This window comes from Burkholderia sp. GbtcB21, from assembly GCF_019091065.1.
GTDB lineage: Bacteria > Pseudomonadota > Gammaproteobacteria > Burkholderiales > Burkholderiaceae > Burkholderia > Burkholderia pyrrocinia_C.
The window spans coordinates 114,957-133,627 of sequence record NZ_JAGXKA010000002.1 but is presented as its reverse complement, the minus strand read 5'-3'; the positions used below and the strand labels follow the sequence as shown (position 1 = coordinate 133,627).

Sequence of the window (18,671 nt, the reverse complement as noted above, 5' to 3'; positions counted from 1 at the left end):
GAGGGACGCGTGCCGGCTCGATCGCCTGCGTGGCGGATTCACGCGTATCGGATTGGTATTTATACCGGTCGACGCGGAGAGGCGGTTTCCATATTGTTCCCCGTTATGCAGAATGCATAGAATAAATTTCTATCTACGAGGGACTGGAGAAATGGACGCCATCGATCGCAAGCTGCTGGAGCTGTTGCAGGCGGATGCCACGCTGCCGATCGCGGAACTGGCGCAGCGCGTGAACCTGTCGCAGACGCCGTGCTGGAAGCGCGTGCAGCGGCTGAAGGAAACCGGCGCGATTCGCGCGCAGGTTGCGCTGTGCGATCCGCGCAAGCTCGGGGTCGGCACGACCGTGTTCGTCGCGATCCGCACGAACCAGCACACCGAGGAATGGGCGCAGCGTTTCACGCAGGCCGTGCGCGACATGCCGGAAGTCGTCGAGGTCTACCGGATGAGCGGCGAGACCGATTACCTGCTGCGCGTCGTCGTCGCCGGCATCGACGATTACGACCGCGTCTACAAGCAGCTGATTCGCGCGGTGCCGCTGTTCGACGTCAGCTCGTCGTTCGCGATGGAGCAGATCAAGTATTCGACCGCGCTGCCTGTGCGCGATCATGCCGAGCCGGCCTGACGTGCTGCAGACGCGGCGCCGTTGCCGATCGCGCCGGCGGCGCGGGTTCAGCGGCCGCGCGCCAGTGCGCGCGCACGTTCGTCGGCCAGCGCGTCGCGGCGCACGAAATCCGCGACGAACGGGCTGGCCGGATGGTGATGCAGCGCGTACGGCGTGTCCCATTGCGCGAGCCGGCCGTCCTTCATCACGCCGATCCGGTCGGCGATCGCGAACGCTTCGGCCTGGTTGTGCGTGACGAGGATCGCGGTGTGGCCGGTGCGCTTCAGGATGTCGCGCAGTTCGAACGCGAGCCGTTCGCGCGTATCGACGTCGAGATTCGAGAACGGCTCGTCGAGCAGCAGCAGCTCCGGCGACGGCGCGAGCGCGCGTGCGAGTGCGATGCGCTGCTGCTGGCCGCCCGACAGTTCGTGCGGATAGGCGCCGCCGGATCCGGCGAGGCCGACGAGTTCGAGCAGCTCCGCGACGCGCGCACGGCGTTCGGCCTTCGGCATGCGCCGCAGGCCGAACGCGACGTTGTCGGCCGCGCTCAGGTGCGGGAACAGCGCATAGTCCTGGAACATCATGCCGACGCGCCGCCGCTCGGGCGGCACGTCGAGCGATGGCGCCGCGACGGGCGTGCCGTCCAGCACGATGCGCCCCATGCGCACGGGTTCGAAGCCGGCGATCGCGCGCAGCACGGTGGTTTTTCCGCAGCCCGACGCGCCGAGCAGGCAGCCGATGTCGCCGCGCGGCAGCGCGAGGCTCAGCCCGTCGACCACCGTGCGGCGGCCTTGCGGCGTGTCGTAGCCGAGGTGGAGGTCATCGAGTTCGAGCAGGTTCACGGGTTCAGGCTCCGATCTTGTGGCGGGTGCGGGCGAGCAGGATCACGGGCACGAGCCCGGCCAGCACGATCGCGAGCGCGGCGACCGCGCCTTCCTCATAGGTGCCGCGCGCGGCTTCCGCATACAACCAGGTCGCGAGCGTGTCGAAATTCAGCGGACGCAGCAGCAGTGTTGCCGGTAGTTCCTTCATCGCGTCGACGAACACCAGCAGCGCGCTCGTCGTCAGCGCGGGCCGCAGCAGCGGCAGGTGCACGCGGCGCAGCGTGCCGCCGGCCGTCTCGCCGAGCGAGCGCGACGCCTGTTCGAGCGACGGCGGGATACGCGCAAGGCCGGCCTCGATGCTGCCGGCCGGAATCGCGAGAAAGCGCACGGTGTATGCGATGACGAGCGCGGTCGCCGAGCCCATCAGCAGCAGTCCGTCGCGGCCGAGCACCGCGCCTAACAGCCGGTCGGCCGCCGCGAACGGGATCAGCAGGCCGATCGCGAGCACGGTGCCCGGCACCGCGTAGCCGAGGCTCGCGATCCGTGCACACACGCGGGCAGGGCCCGCGCGGGCGCTGTCGCGTTGCGCGCGTGCGGCCCACGCGACGACGAGCCCGCACGCGAGCGTCGCGGCGGTCGCGGCGGTGGCGATCGTCAGCGTGTTCGCGAGCCCTGTCATCAACTGCGCGGACACGCCGCCGACGAGATGCAGCCGCTTGCCGGTCTCGACCGCGAGATATGCGGCCGGTGCACCGAAGCCGAGCAGCACGGGCAGCCAGCCGAGCACGGCGGCGCCCAACGCGGCCGTGCCCGTCAGGCGGCGCGGCGCGATCGGCCGCATGCGCCGGCCATGCGCGTAGCGCTGGCGGCGGCGTCCGTAGCGTTCGAGCACGATCATGCCGACGACGATCGCGAGCATCGCGAGCGCGATCTGCGCGGCGCCGGCGAGATCGGAGCGCGTGATCCACGTCGTGTAGACGGACACGGTCAGCGTTTGCACGCCGAGGAATTCGGATGCGCCGATGTCGTTCAGCGTTTCGAGCAGCGCGAGGCTCACGCCGACCGCGATCGCCGGCCGCGCGAGCGGCACGACGACGCGCCAGAACGTCGCGACGCGCCCCGCGCCGAGCGTGCGCGCGGCTTCGAGCAGGCTCGCGGACTGCGTGACGAACATCGCGCGCGTGCTCAGGTACACATACGGATACAGCACGAAGCCGAGCACGAAGATCGCGCCGGGCAGCGAACGCAGGTCGGGCAGGCGGAACTGGCGTGGGCTGTCGAGGCCGAGCAGCCAGCGGATCGCGCCCTGGACGGGGCCGATCGGGTGCAGCAGGTCGAGATACGCGAACGCGACGATGTAGGTGGGGACCGCGAGCGGCAGCAGCAGCGCCCACGTCAGCATCCGGCGGCCGGGAAAGTCGTATGCGGTAACGAGCCATGCGCAGCCCGTGCCGACGATCGACACGATCGCGCCGACGCCCGCGAGCAGCAGCAGCGTATTGACGAGCGCCTGCGGCAGCACGAATTCGGCGAGATGCCGCCAGTGCGCGAGATCGGCGTCGAACGCGGCGGCCACGAGCACCGCGAGCGGCGCCGCGACCGCTGCGGCGATCGCCAGCGCCGCGAGCAGCCACAGGCTGCCCGCGCGCGGCCGCAGGCGCGGCCGATACGGCTGGCGGCGCGCGCCGGCGGACGATGCGTCAGTTGTCAAAGCCGACCTTGTCGACGAGCTGGCTCGCCTGCTTGCGATGCTTCGCGATGTCAGCCAGCGACAGCGGATCGACCTTCAGCGTGCCGAAGCTCGCGATCACCGGGTCGAGCTTCACGTTCGCGCGCACCGGGTATTCGTAGTTCGCCTGCGCATACAGCGCCTGCGCTTCCGGCGACACGAGGTATTCGAGCAGCTTCACCGCGTTGGCCTTGTGCGGCGCGTGCTTCGCGACCGTCGCGCCGCTGATGTTCACGTGCGTGCCGCCGCTCTTCGCGTTCGCGAACGTCGGCCGCACGACCTTGATCGCGTCGCCCCACTTGCGTGCATCGGTGCCCGGTTCGGCGTTCTTCATGTGACCGACGTAGTACGCGTTCGCAAGACCGACGTCGCAGATGCCGCCGAGGATGTCGCGCGCGACGTCGCGGTCGCCGCCCGTCGCCTTGCGCGCGAGGTTCGCCTTCACGCCGCGCAGCCACTTCTCGGTCGCGGCTTCGCCGTCGTGCGCGATCATCGCGGCGACGAGCGCCGTGTTGTACGGATGCTGGCCCGAGCGGATGCAGACCTTGCCCTTCCATTTCGGGTCGGCGAGATCTTCGTAGCGGAACGCATCGACCTTCAGGTCCTTTTCGACGTACAGCACGCGGTCGCGCAGCGACAGTGCATACCAGTCGCCGTTCGCGCCGCGCAGGTTCGCGGGAATCGCATCGTCGAGCGCCTTCGAGCGCACCGGCTGCGTGAGCCCGCCGTCGACGAGATCGAGCAGGTTGCCGACGTCGACCGTCATCAGCACGTCGGCCGGCGACTGCGCGCCTTCGGCCTTCACGCGCTCGAGCAGACCGTCCTTCACGAACACGGTGTTGACCTTGACGCCGCTCTGTTTCGTGAACGCGTCGATGAGCGGCTGGATCAGCTTCGGCTCGCGGGTGGTGTACAGGCTCACTTCCTCGGCCGCATGGGCCAGCGGCGCGAATGCGGCCGCGGCAAGGGCGAGGGCGCCGGCGAGCGGCAGCAGGCGGGTGCGCGGATTCGACATGAAGACTCCGGTGGGGCAGGTGGACGAGGGGAGCGTTCCGGGGCGCGCCTGCCGCCCGAGCGATCCGGAACATTACGAAATGAAAGACTCCGGATTCTAGATCGAAATGGGAATGATTATCAAATGAAAGCTTGCGGTGGGCGGTAGGGAAGGCGGGGACGGGGATCGGAAACGGGGCGTCGCGGCGGGGGCGCAAGCGCGTAGAATGCCCGCTTCGACGAATTTGACGGAATCGCCCCGACCATGAACGATCAGCGCAAGAAGAACCCTGTCCGCAACGTGAGCATCCTGATCGTCGTGGCCGTGCTGCTCGTGATCGGGACGATCCTGTACAACGCGATTTCGCAGAAGCACGCGTACGACGAGGCCCACCCGGCCGAGGCCACGAGCGCGGCATCGCATTGACGTGCCGGTGCGCGGCCCGGTCGGGCCGCGTACGGCGTGCATGCGAAAGGGGGCAGCCCGCGGCTTCCGGCGCGGCAGGCGCCGCGCGGAGCAGGGAAAGGAAGCGGGCGCCGAAACCGGCGCGCCGCGCGGGCAGGTCAGCCGTGCGTCAACGTGACGCGGGCGCTAAGTTCGGGCGGATCCGTGCGTAGAACAGGGCCGCGAGCAGTGCGAGCCACGCTGCGCCGACATACAGCGCGACGCGCGTATCCTCGAACCAGCCGAGCATCACGATCACGAAACCCATGAACGCGATCGTCAGTGCCGGCGCGACCGGCCACAGCGGCACCTTGAACTTCAGCGCCGCAACTTCGGCGCTCGACAGGCGGCGGCGCATCGCAACCTGCGACAGCAGGATCATCAGCCACACCCACACCGTTGCGAACGTCGCGATCGCCGCGACCATCAGGAACACGTCCTTCGGCATCAGGTAATTGAGCAGTACGCCGACGAGCAGTGCACCGGCCATAACGAGCACCGTGACCCACGGCACGCCGTGCCGCGACGTCGTCGTCAGCACGCGAGGCGCCTGGCCCTGCCGCGCCATCCCGAACATCATCCGGCCCGCGCCGAAGATATCGCTGTTGATCGCAGAGATCGCCGCGCTGATCACGACCAGGTTGAGGATCGTCGCGGCCGACTTCACGCCGAGCGCCGAGAAGATCTGCACGAACGGGCTGCCGTCGCCGCCGACGCCCGTCCACGGGCTGATCGACATCAGCACGACCATCGTCAGCACGTAGAACAGCAGGATGCGCGCGGGCACCGCGTTGATCGCGCGCGGAATCACGCGCTCCGGGTCCTTCGCCTCGCCGGCGCTCATCCCGATCACCTCGATCCCGCCGTACGCGAAGATCACGACCGACAGCGACGCGATCAGCCCGCCGATACCGTTCGGCAGGAAGCCGCCATGGTTCCACAGGTTCGCGAACGTCGGCACGTCGGCCGAATGGCCGAAGTGCATGCCGGTCAGCAGGATCGCGACGCCGCCGCCGATCATCGCGACGATCGCGCCGACCTTGATGATCGACAGCCAGAACTCGAGTTCGCCGAACACCTTCACGTGGCACAGGTTCAGCCCGCAGATGATCGCGACGACCGCGAGCACCCAGATCCATTGCGGGACATCCGGAAACCAGAAGCCCATGTAGATGCCGAACGCGGTGATGTCGGCGATCGCGACGATCACCATTTCGAGCGTGTAGGTCCAGCCCGTGACGAATCCCGCGAACGGGCCGAGGTTCTCGGTCGCGTAGTGGCCGAACGAGCCGGCGACGGGTTCGCGCACGGCCATCTCGCCGAGCGCGCGCATCACCATGTAGACGGCCGCGCCGCCGAGGACGTACGCCAGGATCACGGCCGGGCCCGCGAGCTGGATCGCGGACGCCGAACCGTAGAACAGGCCCGTGCCGATCGCCGAGCCCAGCGCGAGAAAGCGGATGTGCCGCGCGCTCAGGTGGCGCTGCAAGTTTTTCATCGAGTCTCCGATATCGTTATGCGACGGACCGGGCGAACGGGACCGGTCCGACTGCGTCAAGTTGTATATACAACTTGAATGTGAACGAATGATAACAATTCGGGCCCGGTAACCGGAATCGGGTATTCCCTGACTGGTGCGACGAGCGGAATAGGGTGTGGGGCGGTCGCGCGACGGATGCGCGGGCCGCGTGGAGCGGGCGGATCATGCTTCGAGGGTTCGTTGAATCGGGGAACGCCGGTGGCCGGGCCGCGGCGTGCGCGGGCCGGCCACCGGCGGGAACGGTCGGGCAGGCTCAGGCAGGCAGGCGGATCACGCTCGCGTCCTTGCGGATCAGCAGCGACGACGCGAGCATCTGCTTGCACTGGTGCGCAAGCACCTTCAGGTCATGCGTGAGCTCGGCGCCGACCGCGTCGGATTTTTCCGCCGACACGACCATCGCGTCGAGATCGCGCGTGATCTGTTTCGACGCTTCGAGCTGATGGGCAGGCGGCGGCTCGCCGGCTTCGGCCTTCTCGAGATTGTCGAGCACGGCAGCAAGGCCGCGCTGCAGTGCGTCGTCGTGGACGAGACCGCCGTCGGCCGAGCACGCGTTGCGGATCAGCGGCGCGGCGGCCGTGATCTGCGCGCCGAGCACGTGCGTCTGCACGAGCAGGTCGTTCAGCTCGGGCACGAAACGCTGGTGCGCCTTCGGCTCGATCATCATCCGCTGGAACGCCTGCCCGAGGTTCGCGAACGCGATGTGCACATCCTTGCGCGCGAGGCGGTAGCGGTAGTCGTCGTCGAGGCTCGCGGCCGGCGTCTCGACCGCCGCGGCGATGACCGGCACCACGGCCGCGCCGTCGGCGGCGGGCACGGGCGGCGACGACGCACCGCGCCCGACGCGCCACACGGCCTCGAAATACTTGCGGGTCGCCGTGAGCATGTCGGCGACCTGCTTGCCCATCAGCCGGTATTCCCAGTACGGGAACAGCCGGCTCGCCGCGATCGCGATCATGCAGCCGACCACGGTGTCGATCGCGCGCTCGCCGATGATCCGCATACTGCCCGGCGCGAGCAGGTGGAACATCAGCAGCACGTACGACGACGTGAATACGACGCTCGCCGCGTAATTGAACAGCAGCAGGCTGTAGCTCATCACCATCGACCCGAACATGATCGCGATCAGCAGGTGCGGCTCCTTCACCGTGTAGATCAGCGCGATGCTCGCCGCGCAGCCGATCAGCGTGCCGACGATACGCTGTGCGTTGCGCTGCTTGGTCAGCGAATAGCCGGGCTTCAGGATGATGATGGTCGTCATCACGATCCAGTACGCGTTCGTGAGCGGCAGCAGCCGGCCGAGCCAGAAGCCGACCGCCACCGCGATCGTCACGCGCAGCGCGTGGCGCAAGCTCGGCGAGCTCATGTTCAGGTTCGAGAAGATCAGCAGCGGCGACATCCGGCGGCGCTGCAGGAAGCGCGTGAGCGCCTTGTCGATCTTCAGTTCGGTTTGCTGCGGATCGGCGTGGCCCGACAGGTTGCGGCGCATCCGTTCGATCAGGCGCGTCGCGCTCCAGATGCGCCGGAACGTCGCGAGCACGGCCGCATACGCTTCCGCGTTGGTGGCTGCGAAGTTCTTCTTGCGCATCAGCTCGATCTCGTACTCGATCGCGCGCAGTTCGGCCTTCACGCTGATCCGCGAATGCGGTGCGCGGTTCTCGAGCACCGCGAGGCCGATCTCCTCGAGATCGGCGGCCGCCTTGCGGATCAGGTCGCGGTAGAAAATGATCAGATCCGAGCCGCCGAACGTGTTGCGCACGAGCGGGTAGTCGGTATGCGCGCCGACGAACAGCTCGTGCAGGTCGACGCTGTTGATGAACAGGTTGTACATCGTCGTGCGGCCGGGATCGAGCTTGCCGCGCCGCAGCTTCGGCAGGTTGCGCAGCACGATGTCGCGCGCGGTTTCCTGCGTTTCGACCGCGGTGATCTGCCGCGCGACGAGATTGCGGTAGCACTCGTCGAGATCGGCATCGAGATCGTAGAACTGCGCGCGCGCGAGCAGGTAGTCCGCGCATGCGAACAGGCTTTCGGCCAGCGCCTGCTGCTCGATCCGGCGCGCCTGCCAGCGCGACACGAGCGTGGCCCAGTACGTATACCAGAGGCCGCCCGCGAGAATCCAGCCGGCGTTGACGAGCGCCTGCAGCGGCGTGAATTGCTCCTCGAGCGTCATCACCATCATGAACAGTGTCGCGAAGCTGATCTGCGGCCAGCGGTTGCCGTAGACGACGATCAGCGACAACACGAACGTGAGCGGCACGATCGTGAGCCACAGCGCGAAGATGTTCGGTGTCGCGAGGCCGGTGGCGAGCGCGGCCAGGAAGCCGATCACGCTGCACGCGAGCATTTCGTTGTGCTTGTACTTCAGCGGGCCCGGCATGTCGACGACGCACGCGCCGAGCGCGCCCGTCGAGATCGTGAAGCCGAGCTCGCGGTTGTGAAACACGATCAGGCACAGCACGGCCGGCAGTGAAACGCCGACCGCGATCCGCAGGCCGCCGAAAAAGTACTGGCTGTAGAGAAACTTTCTGATTTCGACCGAATAGCGCATCGATGGGCTGAATGGCAGACGAAGAGGCCCGGGGGCGGCGTATTTGACTGGCGACGAGTCTATCGTATTTCGCGGTCCGTAAAACCTGGCTTTCCGGCCGAGGCTCGCGGCGGCGGCCCATTTGCTATCCTTGGGGACCCTGTTCGCCCGGCCCGGCCGGCGCGAGGTTCCGACGCCCGCCTCATGCTCCATCTTTTCTATTCGAATCGTCACGAAACGCTGGCCGATGCGCTGCTCGAGGATCTGGCCGCGTTCCCGGCCCGCAACGGCCCGTGGGCGCCGCAGCAGGTCATCGTGCCGAGCGCGGCGCTGCGCCGCCGTCTCGAGCTCGACATCGCCGCGCGCAACGGCGTGTGCGCGAACGTCGAGTTCACGTATCTCGCGCAATGGCTGTGGGCGCAGATCGGCCGCGTGCTGACGGTGCCCGCGCGTTCGCCGTTCGCGCCCGACCGCCTCGTGTGGCGCTGCTACCGGCTGTTCGCGCAGGCGGCCGACGGCGCGCCGTGGCTCGCGTCGCCGCGGCTCGCCGCGTATCTGTCCGCTTCCGACGACGCGATGCGCTACGAGCTCGCGCATCGCGTCGCGGCCGTGCTCGATCATTACCTGACCTATCGCCCCGAATGGCTGGCCGCGTGGCAGGCCGGCGAGTCGGTGCTCGCGGGCGACGGCGCGCCGCGCGGGATCGGGGACGCCGCACGCGACGACGAGCGCTGGCAGGCCGCGCTGTGGCGCGCGCTGCTCGCGGAACTGAGCGACAGCGGCACGCCGCCCGCGCACCGCTTCCTCGTCGAAGCGCGCCATCTCGATGCCGATGCGGTCGCGCGCGCCGACTGGCCGGAATCGGTCAGCGTGTTCGCACTGCCGACGATGCCGCCGCTGCACGTCGCGCTGCTGCGCGAGCTGTCGCGCTGGATCGACGTGCGCGTCTACGCGCTGAACCCGTGCCGCGAATTCTGGTTCGACATCGTGACCGCCGCGCATGCCGAGGCGCTCGATGCGGCCGGCCGGCTCGACTACCAGGAAGTCGGCCATCCGCTGCTCGCCGAGTGGGGCCGGCAGACGCAGGCGCAACTGCACATGCTGCATGAGCTGACCGAAAGCGCCGCGGTGGGCGATGCGTCGCGTTTCGTCGAGAATCCCGCGCCGACGTGGCTCGCGCGCGTGCAGAACGCGATCCTCGAACTGCAGCCGGAGGCCGAAGCCGGCGATGCGCCGGCCGAACGCGGGATCGAAGTGCACGTGTGCCACAGCCTCGCGCGCCAGCTCGAGGTGCTGCACGACCGGCTGCTCGCGTGGTTCGATGCCGACGCGAGCCTGCAGCCGTCCGACGTGCTCGTCGCGGTGGCCGACCTCGCGGCGGCCGGGCCGCTGATCGATGCGGTATTCGGCACGGCCGGCGCCGGCGGCGCGCGCGTGCCTTACCGGATCACCGGCCTGCCGCCGTCGCAGGCGAACCCGGTCGCGCGCGTGCTGCTCGACTGGCTCGCGCTGCCGGAGCGGCAGGTCGGCGCGCCGGAGCTGGTCGAATGGCTGCGCGTCGATGCGGTGGCTGCGCGCTACGGCATCGATGCGGCTGCGCTCGAGACGGTGCAGACTTGGCTCGCGGCCGCCGGCGCGCGGCGCGGGCTGTCGCCGCGTGCGAGCGACGACGCGGCCGTGCCTGCGCCGCGCCATACGTTCTCCGATGCACTCGCGCGGCTCTTTCTCGGCTATGCGATGCCCGAAGGCGCGGCGCCGGTCGGCGCGTGGCTGCCGATCGAGGCGGCCACGGGCAGCGAGGCCGAACTGCTCGGCCGGCTCGCGCGTTTCACCGACGATCTCGACGGCTTCGCGAGGCGGCTCGCCGAGTCGCACACGCCGCGCGGCTGGAGCGAGCTGTTCGCCGACACGCTCGCGCGCTTCTTCGATTCTGGCGCCGCGTATGCGGATGGGCTCGCGGGCGTGCGCGACGCGCTCGACGCGATGCTGGCCGCGATGACGGAGGGCGCGCCCGACGAAGCGCTGCCGGCGGCCGTCGTCCGCGCGGGGCTTGCCGCGGCGCTCGACGATCCGGCGCGCGGCGGGGTGCCGTGGGGCGGCGTCACGTTCTCGTCGCTGACGAGCCTGCGCGGCCTGCCATACCGCGTCGTCTGCCTGCTCGGGATGGACGACGGCGTGCTGCCGAGCCTCTCGCGTGCGGACGAATTCGACCTGATGGCCGTGTTGCCGAAGCTCGGCGACCGACAGCGCCGCGACGACGAGCGCAACCTGTTTCTCGACCTGCTGCTCGCCGCACGCGATCGGCTGCTGATCGCGTATACGGGCCGCAGCATTCGCGACAACGCGCCGTTGCCGCCCGCGGCACTCGTCGACGAACTGCTCGACCATCTCGCGCTCGTCACGGCCGGGCCCGACGCGGCGCCGGACGCGGTCGATGCCGCGCGGCGCGCGTTCATCATCGAGCATCCGCTGCAACCGTTCGCGGCCGCGTATTTCCAGCCCGGCAGCGGGCTCGTTTCCTATGACGCCGAGCGCGCGACGCTCGCATCGCTGCTGGCCGCCGACGCGTCACGCGACGGCTCGCGCGAACCGCCGTTCTTCGCACAGCCGCTGCCGGCCGAACCGGTCGAGCCCGTCGCGTTCAGCGAATTCGAGCGCTTCTGGCGGCATCCCGCGCGGGCGCTGCTGCGCGCACGGCTCGGCATCGTGCTCGCCGATGCGCAGGCCGAATTGCTCGACACGGAGCCGTTCGCGCTCGACTTCGCCGGCAGCGATGCGCTCGCCGAGCGCGTGCTGCCGCTCCTGATCGAATCGGATGATGGGGCCGCGCACGATCATGCGCTGCGCATTGCGGACGCGAGCCCCGAGTTGCCGGGCGGCGCGACGGGCGCCGTGTGGCGCGACCAGGCGCTCGGCTCGATGACCCGGCTTGCGTCGAACGTGCGCCGTGCGCTGGCCGACGGCATCGAGCGGCGGCCGTTTTCGCTCGTCATCGTGCCCGCGTGGCCCGATACGGAGCAGGCGCTGTTCGGCGCCGACGACGCGATGCTGTCGGGCGACGCGGTCAGCGCACCGCTCGAACTGCACGGCACGCTGAACCGGCTGACGCCGGCCGGGCAGATCATCTACCGCTATGCACGGTCGAGCGCGCGCGACTACCTGTCCGCGTGGCTCGCGCATCTCGTCTACTGTGCGGTCGAACCGGGCGGCCCGCGCCGCACGCTGTGGTTCGGCAGCGGCGGTGCGTTCGAGCTGACGCCCGTCGCGGCGCCGCTCGAACGGCTCGCGCCGCTTGCCGCGCTGTTTCGCGCAGGGCGGCGCATGCCGCTGCGGTTTTTCCCGCGCAGTGCGTGGGCGAGGGTGTCCGACGGCGAAGCCAAGGCCGCGAGCGTCTGGATCAACGAGCGCGTCGTGAGCGAAGCCGACGATCCGGCCATCGCGATCGCATGGCGCGGCGCGCACGCGTCGCTCGACGAGCCGTTCGGCACGCTCGCGCGGCTCGTGTTCGAGCCGCTCGTCGAACATCTGAAGGAGGTCGCATGAGCGCCGTGTCGCAGCCGCAGCCGGCGCTCGAACTCGACGTGTTCGCGTGCGCGCTCGACGGCGTCAACCAGATCGAGGCGTCGGCCGGCACCGGCAAGACCTGGAACATCTGCGCGCTATACGTGCGCCTGCTGCTCGAAAAGGATCTCGGCGCGGACGAAATCCTCGTCGTGACCTTCACGAAGGCGGCGACGGCCGAGCTGCACGAGCGGATTCGCGGCCGGCTCGCGCAGCTCGCGCACGCGCTCGATACGGGCGACGACGGCGGCGATCCGTTCATCGTGCGCCTGCTCGAAACCACGCTCGGCGAAGACGGCGCGCTCGATCCCGAGACAGCCGCGAAGCGGATCCGGCGCGCGCTGCGCGCGTTCGACCAGGCCGCGATCCATACGATCCATGCGTTCTGCCAGCGCGCGCTGCAGGAAGCGCCGTTCGCGGCCGCGATGCCGTTCGCGTTCGACATGGAGGCCGACGACGCGTCGCTGCGCTTCGAGCTCGCAGCGGACTTCTGGCGCACGCGCGTCGAACCGGCGGCCGCGCGCTGGCCGGGCTTCGCGACCTGGCTCGTCGAATCGGGCGCCGGCCCGGCCGCGCTCGATGCGCAGCTCGCGCGCCGGCTGAAGAAGCCGCTCGCCGCGCTGCGCTGGGACGGCGTGACCGAGCCGGACGAATCGGCCGAGGCCGCCGCGGCCGAATGCTTCGCCGAGGCGGCGCGGATGTGGGCGGCCGAACGCGACGCGATCGATGCGTTGCTGCGCACCGCGCAGCCCGCGCTCAACCAGCGCTCGCACAAGCCCGACGCGGTTGCCGATGCGCTCGACGCATGGGCCGCGCATTTCGCGCAGGGCGACGCGACGGCCGCGCTGCCGAAGGCCGCACTGAAGCTCACGCGCACCGCGCTCGTGAAAGCGACGAAAAAAGGCGGCGCGACGCCCGAACACGCGTTCTTCGACGTGGCCGACGCGCTCGAAGCGGCCGTGGCGGCAGCCGAGGCGACGCAGCGCGCGCGCTGGCTCGCGCTGATCGCCGAATGGCTCGACATGGCGCCCGGCGAGCTGGCCGAGCGCAAGCGTACGCGACGCGTCGTGTCGTTCGACGATCTGCTCGCGAACCTGTATCACGCGCTGCATGCGCATCCGTGGCTCGCCGACACGCTGCGTGCGCGCTATCCGGCCGCGCTGATCGACGAGTTCCAGGATACCGACCCGCTGCAGTTCGCGATCTTCAACCGGATCTTCGCACCGGGCGGGCCGCTGTTCCTCGTCGGCGATCCGAAGCAGGCGATCTACAGCTTCCGCGCGGCCGATCTGCATACCTATCTTGCGGCGCGCGCGAGCGCGAGCGCGTGCTACACGCTCGCGGTCAACCAGCGCTCGACGCCCGCGATCGTCGATGCGTGCAACCGCTTCTTCATGGCGAATCCGCGCGCGTTCGTGCTCGACGGGCTCGACTATTACGCGGTGCGTGCCGGCACGCGTGTGCGTGCGCCGTTCGTCGACGAAACCGATCCGGGCCCGGCTGGCGATTTCCGGGTCTGGGCGTTGCCGGGCGGCGAAGGCACGCTGCTCAAGCGCGATGCGCAGGCGCAGGCCGCCCAGGCTTGCGCGGCCGAGATCGCGCGGCTGATGCGCGGTGCGCGCGAAGGGCACGTGCGGCTGGGCGACACGCCGCTGTCGCCGGGCAACATCGCGGTGCTCGTGCAGACGCACCGGCAGGGCAGCCTCGTGAAGCGCGTGCTCGCCGCGTGGGGCATCGGCAGCGTCGAACTGGCGCAGGCCTCGGTGTTCTCGACCGGCGACGCCGAGCAGCTCGAACGCGTGCTGGCGGCGATCGATGCGCCGGGCGACCTGCGGCGTCTGCGTTCGGCGCTCGCGGCCGACTGGTTCGGCCTCGATGCCGGTGCGCTGTGGCGGATGGAACAGGGCGACGGCGATGCGTCGCACGAAGCGTCCGCGGCCGACAGTGCCGACGCGATGAGCTGGGTCGAACGTTTCTCGCGGTATCGGCTGCTGTGGCGCGAGCGCGGTTTCGCGGTGATGTGGCGCACGTTCGCGCGCGAGCTGCGGATTGCCGAGCGGCTGATGGCCGGCGCGGACGGCGAACGCCGCGTGACCGACATCAACCACCTGGCCGAACTGACGCAGGCACGCGCGTCCGCGCAGCCGGGCATCGCACCGACGCTGCGCTGGCTCGCCGCGCAACGGCTCGACGGCGGCGGCGAGGAAGCGCAGTTGCGTCTCGAATCCGATCGCAACCTCGTGCAGATCGTGACCGTGCACAAGTCGAAGGGCCTTGAATACGCGATCGTGTTCTGTCCGTTTCTGAACGACGGCGGGCTGCGCGAGCCGCCTTCGTCCGCGCTGCCCGATGCGCGCGAGTATCACGACGACGCGGGCGACGCGGTGCTGCATTACGGCTGCGACGACGAAGCGGCCGCGCACGCGGCGCGGCAGGCGATGCGCGAGCAGGCCGCGGAACGCGCGCGGCTCGTCTACGTGGCGCTCACGCGTGCGGTCTATCGCTGCTATGTCGTCGCCGGGCCGTACCAGTCGTCGCGCTCGACGCGCGAAGCGCGGCGCAGCGTGCTCAACTGGCTCGTCGCGGGTGCCGGCCAGTCGTTCGACGCGTGGCTCGACGAGCCGCCCGACGAAACGGCGCTCGATGCCGCGTGGCTTGCGCTCGCGGGCGGCCCCGTGAGCGTCGCGCCGCTGCCGGTGCCCGCGCGCCGCGAGCGTCTCGCGGCCGGGCACGACGCGTCGCAGACGCTCGCGGCGCGCCATGCGACGCGCGTGCTGCGCGATGCGTGGCGGATGGCGAGCTTCAGTTCGCTGACCGCGTCGATGGCGCGCGAGGAGGCCGGCGTCGCGGCCGTGCCCGACGACGAGCTGCGGCCCGATCATGATGCACTTGCCGCGGTGGCGCCGGACGGCGAGTTCATCTTGGCCGATCCGGTTGCGCCCGAACCGCCGGACGACGACATCCTCGTGTTCCCGCGCGGCGCGGCGGCGGGCGAGTGCCTGCACCGTCTGTTCGAACTCAGCCGTTTCACGGAGCCCGAGTCGTGGCACCAGGCCGCGCTCGGCGCGCTGCACGACCGGCCGGTCGAGGCCGAGCCCGAACTCGCGACGCGCCTGCCGGCGATGATGGCGCGGCTCGTCGACGATGTCGTGCGCACCGAGCTCGTGCCGGGCATGCGGCTCGCCGATCTCGATCCCGCGAAGCGGCTCGACGAAATGGGTTTCCTGTTTCCGGCACCGTCGCTCGACCTGACGGCGCTGCGCCGGCTGCTGGTTGCGCACGGCTACCCGGACGTTGCACTGGAGGCGGGCATGCTCGCCGGATTCATCAAGGGTTTCATCGACATGATCGTCGAACACGACGGCCGCTTCTGGATCGTCGACTGGAAGTCGAACCATCTCGGCACGACGCCGGACGCCTATGGCCCGCGCGCGCTCGACGTTGCGATGGCCGATCACGCGTATCACCTGCAGGCGCTGCTCTACACGGTCGCGCTGCATCGCTACCTGCGCGGGCGGCTGCCCGATTACGACTACGACACGCATATCGCGGGCTACCTGTATCTGTTCGTGCGCGGCGTGCGGCCCGACTGGCGCAGCGGCGGCGAGCCGGCCGGCGTGCATGCGCGGCGGCCCGAACGCGCGCTCGTCGACGCACTCGACCGGATGATGGAAGGGGGGCGCGCATGAATGCATCCGACGACACGCTCGAATTCACCGGCGGCCTCGTCGCGCGACTGCCCGAGCCCGCCGATTTCGGCATCGCGCTCGCGGAAGGCTTCGCGCGCCGTATCGGCGACCTCGCGCGGCGCGCCGGCGCGCCGGCCACGGCCGCGCGCTGGGCGGCGCGCGCCGCGTTCGCGACGAGCCGCGCGACCGCGGGCGGCCACGTATGCGTCGCGCTTGGCGCGCTCGCGCAGCGCTACGAAGAGCCGCTCGACGACATCCGCGCGGCGCTCGCCGCGAGCGGCGTGGTCGCGTTCGGCACGCTCGCGCGCGGCGACGAACGGCCGCTGATCGTCGATCGGCACGACCACCTGTACCTGTCGCGCTATTTCGATTACGAACGGCGGCTGGCCGATGCGCTCGTTGCGCAGGCCGGCGTCGCGGTGCCGGACGACGGGCTGTCGCCCGAGCGGTTGCGCGACAACCTCGCGCGTTACTTCGGGCCCGCGACCGGCGAAGTCGACTGGCAGCGCGTCGCGGCGATCGTCGCGTTGACGGGCCGCGTGACGATCGTCAGCGGCGGCCCCGGCACCGGCAAGACGACGACCGTCGTCGGCGTGCTGGCCTGTCTGCTCGATGCGCATCCGGGGCTGCGCGTCGCGCTGGCCGCACCGACCGGCAAGGCCGCGCAGCGGATGCAGGAAGCGCTGCATGCACGGGCCGGGGACCTGCCGCCCGAGCTCGCGGCGCGCCTGCCCGACACGTCGTACACGCTGCATCGCCTGCTGGGCGGCGGCGGGGCGGCCGGCTTCCGGCATCATCGCGACAATCCGCTGCCGTACGACCTGATCGTCGTCGACGAGGCGTCGATGATCGACGTCGCGCTTGCCGCGCACCTGCTCGACGCGCTCGCGCCGGGTGCGCGGCTCGTGCTGCTCGGCGACAAGGATCAACTGGCCGCGGTCGAGGCGGGCGCCGTGTTCGCGGAGCTGAGCGCGCGGCCGGCGTTTACCGCCGCGGCGCGCATGCGCATCGCGCAGGCGCTCGGTATCGACGAGGCGGCGTTCGTCGCGGCATTGCCGGTGCCGGACGAAGCGGCGGCGACTGTGCCTGCTGCGAATCCGGTTTCCACTGCGGCCCAGGCCCAGGCTTCCGCTTCGGTATCCGCCGCCGCTTCACGAAAACGCGCGTCGCGTCCGCGCGCCGATGCGCGACAGGCGTCGCTGTTCGACGACGAACCGCAGGACGACGCGGTTGCCGCGGCCGACGTCGCGCCATCTCCGTCCGCCGGTCCGGCATTGACCGATGCCGGCGATATCGGCGATGCGGGCAACGCCGCCGCATGGATCGAGGTCGACGAACTCGCGTGGCTCGACGCCGTCGAGCTGCCGCCGTTCGATGCAGGCGACGCGGCGCTTGCGTCGATCACGTCGACATCGCCCGGCGAAACCGCTGCATCGCCCGCCACGTCCGCACCGGCGCCGCTCGCCGACTGCGTCGTGTGGCTCGAACGCAATTACCGCTTCGGTCTCGATTCGCCGATCGGGCGGCTGTCGCTCGCGATCCGCCGCGGCGACGTGCAGGCCGCGCTCGATGCGCTGCCCGCGGACGACGCGGCTGCCGCGTCGTTCCACGACGATGCGGGCGAGTCGCTCGCGTCGTCGACGGTCGAGCGGCTCGCGCGGCGGTTCGGCGCCTACCTCGATGCATTGCGCGACGCGCTGGCCGCGCCGGTGCCCGATCCGCTGCCGCTGTTCGACGCGCTCAACCGGTTCCGGATCCTGTGCGCGACCCGCAGCGGCTTGCGCGGCGCGGAGCACGTCAACGCGCTCGTGGCCGCGCACGTGCGGCATGCGGCACGCGTGCCGCTCGCGGTCGGTGCGCACTGGTTCACCGGGCGGCCGATCATGGTGACGCGCAACGACTATGCGCTCGGGCTGTTCAACGGCGACATCGGCATCGCGCTGCCCGATGCGCACGGCGTGCTGCGCGTGTGGTTCAGGCGCGCGGACGGCACCGCGCGCGCGGTGTCGCCGGCCGCGCTGCCGCCGCACGAAACCGCGTTTGCGCTGACGGTCCACAAATCGCAGGGCTCGGAATTCGACGAGGCCGCGCTCGTGCTGCCGGCGTCGTTCGGCCGCGTGCTCACGCGCGAACTCGTCTACACGGCCGTGACACGGGCACGCACGCGCGTGCAGGTGATCGGGCCGCGGCGCGTGCTGGCGCAGGCGGTCGCGACGCGTACGCAGCGCGACTCGGGCCTCGCGGCCCGCGTCGACGAGGCACTCGCACGGCGCCGCATGGAGGCTTCGCGATGATGATCCGCTATACGCTCGATCCGGCCGAAGTCGAATGGACGGCCGTGCGCGCACAGGGCGCGGGCGGGCAGAACGTGAACAAGGTGTCGAGCGCGATCCACCTGCGCTTCGACATCCGCGCTTCGTCGCTGCCGCCCGTCATCAAGGAGCGGCTCCTCGCGCTGTCCGACCAGCGCATCACGCGCGACGGCATCGTCGTGATCAAGTCGCAGGAATACCGCACGCAGGAGAAGAACCGCGAAGCCGCGCTCGCGCGGCTCGATACGCTGATCGCCGGCGTCGCGTTCACGCCGCGCGCACGGGTCGCGACGCGGCCGACGCGCGCGTCGAAGGAGCGGCGGCTCGAGCACAAGTCGCGCCGCAGCGCGGTGAAGTCGGGCAGAGGGAAGGTGGTCGACTGACGCATGGATGGCCGGAGGGCCGCATGCTCGACGGGGCATCGCGGGCGAACGCCCGCCGCCGCGCCGGCCG

General features: G+C 70.2%; 11 protein-coding genes. 6 read left to right on the top strand and 5 right to left on the bottom strand.

Annotated elements, in window-relative coordinates; genetic code table 11:
- The first annotated feature begins 151 nt into the window (after positions 1 to 151).
- Positions 152 to 622 (top strand): Lrp/AsnC family transcriptional regulator, encoded by a 471-nt coding sequence (locus tag KVT39_RS04820; protein ID WP_034183166.1) that lies wholly within the window; start codon positions 152 to 154, stop codon positions 620 to 622.
- Positions 623 to 669: 47 nt separating this feature from the next.
- Here KVT39_RS04820 and KVT39_RS04815 read toward each other — a convergent pair whose 3' ends face one another.
- Genes KVT39_RS04815 through KVT39_RS04805 form a run of 3 tightly spaced genes read right to left on the bottom strand, consistent with a single transcriptional unit; the run spans position 670 to position 4,169 of the window.
- Positions 670 to 1,443: an ABC transporter ATP-binding protein gene (locus KVT39_RS04815; protein ID WP_217588032.1), complete on the bottom strand. Its 774-nt coding sequence runs from the start codon at positions 1,441 to 1,443 to the stop codon at positions 670 to 672.
- A 4-nt stretch (positions 1,444 to 1,447) separates the two neighbouring features.
- A complete protein-coding gene (locus tag KVT39_RS04810; RefSeq protein WP_217588026.1) occupies positions 1,448 to 3,136 on the bottom strand; it encodes an iron ABC transporter permease in 1,689 nt (562 codons plus the stop codon).
- Positions 3,126 to 4,169 (bottom strand): Fe(3+) ABC transporter substrate-binding protein, encoded by a 1,044-nt coding sequence (locus KVT39_RS04805; RefSeq protein ID WP_217588025.1) that lies wholly within the window; start codon positions 4,167 to 4,169, stop codon positions 3,126 to 3,128. The genes KVT39_RS04810 and KVT39_RS04805 overlap by 11 nt, the downstream gene beginning before the upstream one ends.
- Before the next feature lie 243 nt (positions 4,170 to 4,412).
- On the opposite strand from KVT39_RS04805, the gene KVT39_RS04800 reads away from it, so the two are divergent.
- Positions 4,413 to 4,574, top strand: coding sequence for a hypothetical protein (locus KVT39_RS04800; RefSeq protein WP_105390764.1), 162 nt, complete (start codon positions 4,413 to 4,415; stop codon positions 4,572 to 4,574).
- 148 nt (positions 4,575 to 4,722) lie between these two features.
- Here KVT39_RS04800 and KVT39_RS04795 read toward each other — a convergent pair whose 3' ends face one another.
- Entirely contained in the window at positions 4,723 to 6,090 is a 1,368-nt protein-coding gene (locus KVT39_RS04795; RefSeq protein WP_217588024.1) for an amino acid permease, read from the bottom strand.
- Positions 6,091 to 6,385: 295 nt separating this feature from the next.
- Complete coding sequence (locus KVT39_RS04790) at positions 6,386 to 8,677, bottom strand: FUSC family membrane protein (protein WP_217588023.1); 2,292 nt, start codon at positions 8,675 to 8,677, stop codon at positions 6,386 to 6,388.
- A 183-nt stretch (positions 8,678 to 8,860) separates the two neighbouring features.
- On the opposite strand from KVT39_RS04790, the gene recC reads away from it, so the two are divergent.
- Genes recC through arfB form a run of 4 tightly spaced genes read left to right on the top strand, consistent with a single transcriptional unit; the run spans position 8,861 to position 18,601 of the window.
- Positions 8,861 to 12,199, top strand: coding sequence for an exodeoxyribonuclease V subunit gamma (gene recC, locus KVT39_RS04785; RefSeq protein WP_217588022.1), 3,339 nt, complete (start codon positions 8,861 to 8,863; stop codon positions 12,197 to 12,199).
- The gene (gene recB, locus KVT39_RS04780; RefSeq protein WP_217588021.1) at positions 12,196 to 15,906 is read left to right on the top strand and encodes an exodeoxyribonuclease V subunit beta; all 3,711 of its coding nucleotides are present in this window, start codon (positions 12,196 to 12,198) and stop codon (positions 15,904 to 15,906) included. Before recC ends, recB begins: the two co-directional genes overlap by 4 nt.
- Entirely contained in the window at positions 15,903 to 18,200 is a 2,298-nt protein-coding gene (locus tag KVT39_RS04775; protein WP_217588019.1) for an AAA family ATPase, read from the top strand. Before recB ends, KVT39_RS04775 begins: the two co-directional genes overlap by 4 nt.
- Entirely contained in the window at positions 18,197 to 18,601 is a 405-nt protein-coding gene (arfB, locus tag KVT39_RS04770; protein ID WP_072435927.1) for an alternative ribosome rescue aminoacyl-tRNA hydrolase ArfB, read from the top strand. The genes KVT39_RS04775 and arfB overlap by 4 nt, the downstream gene beginning before the upstream one ends.
- The last annotated feature ends 70 nt before the right edge of the window (positions 18,602 to 18,671 follow it).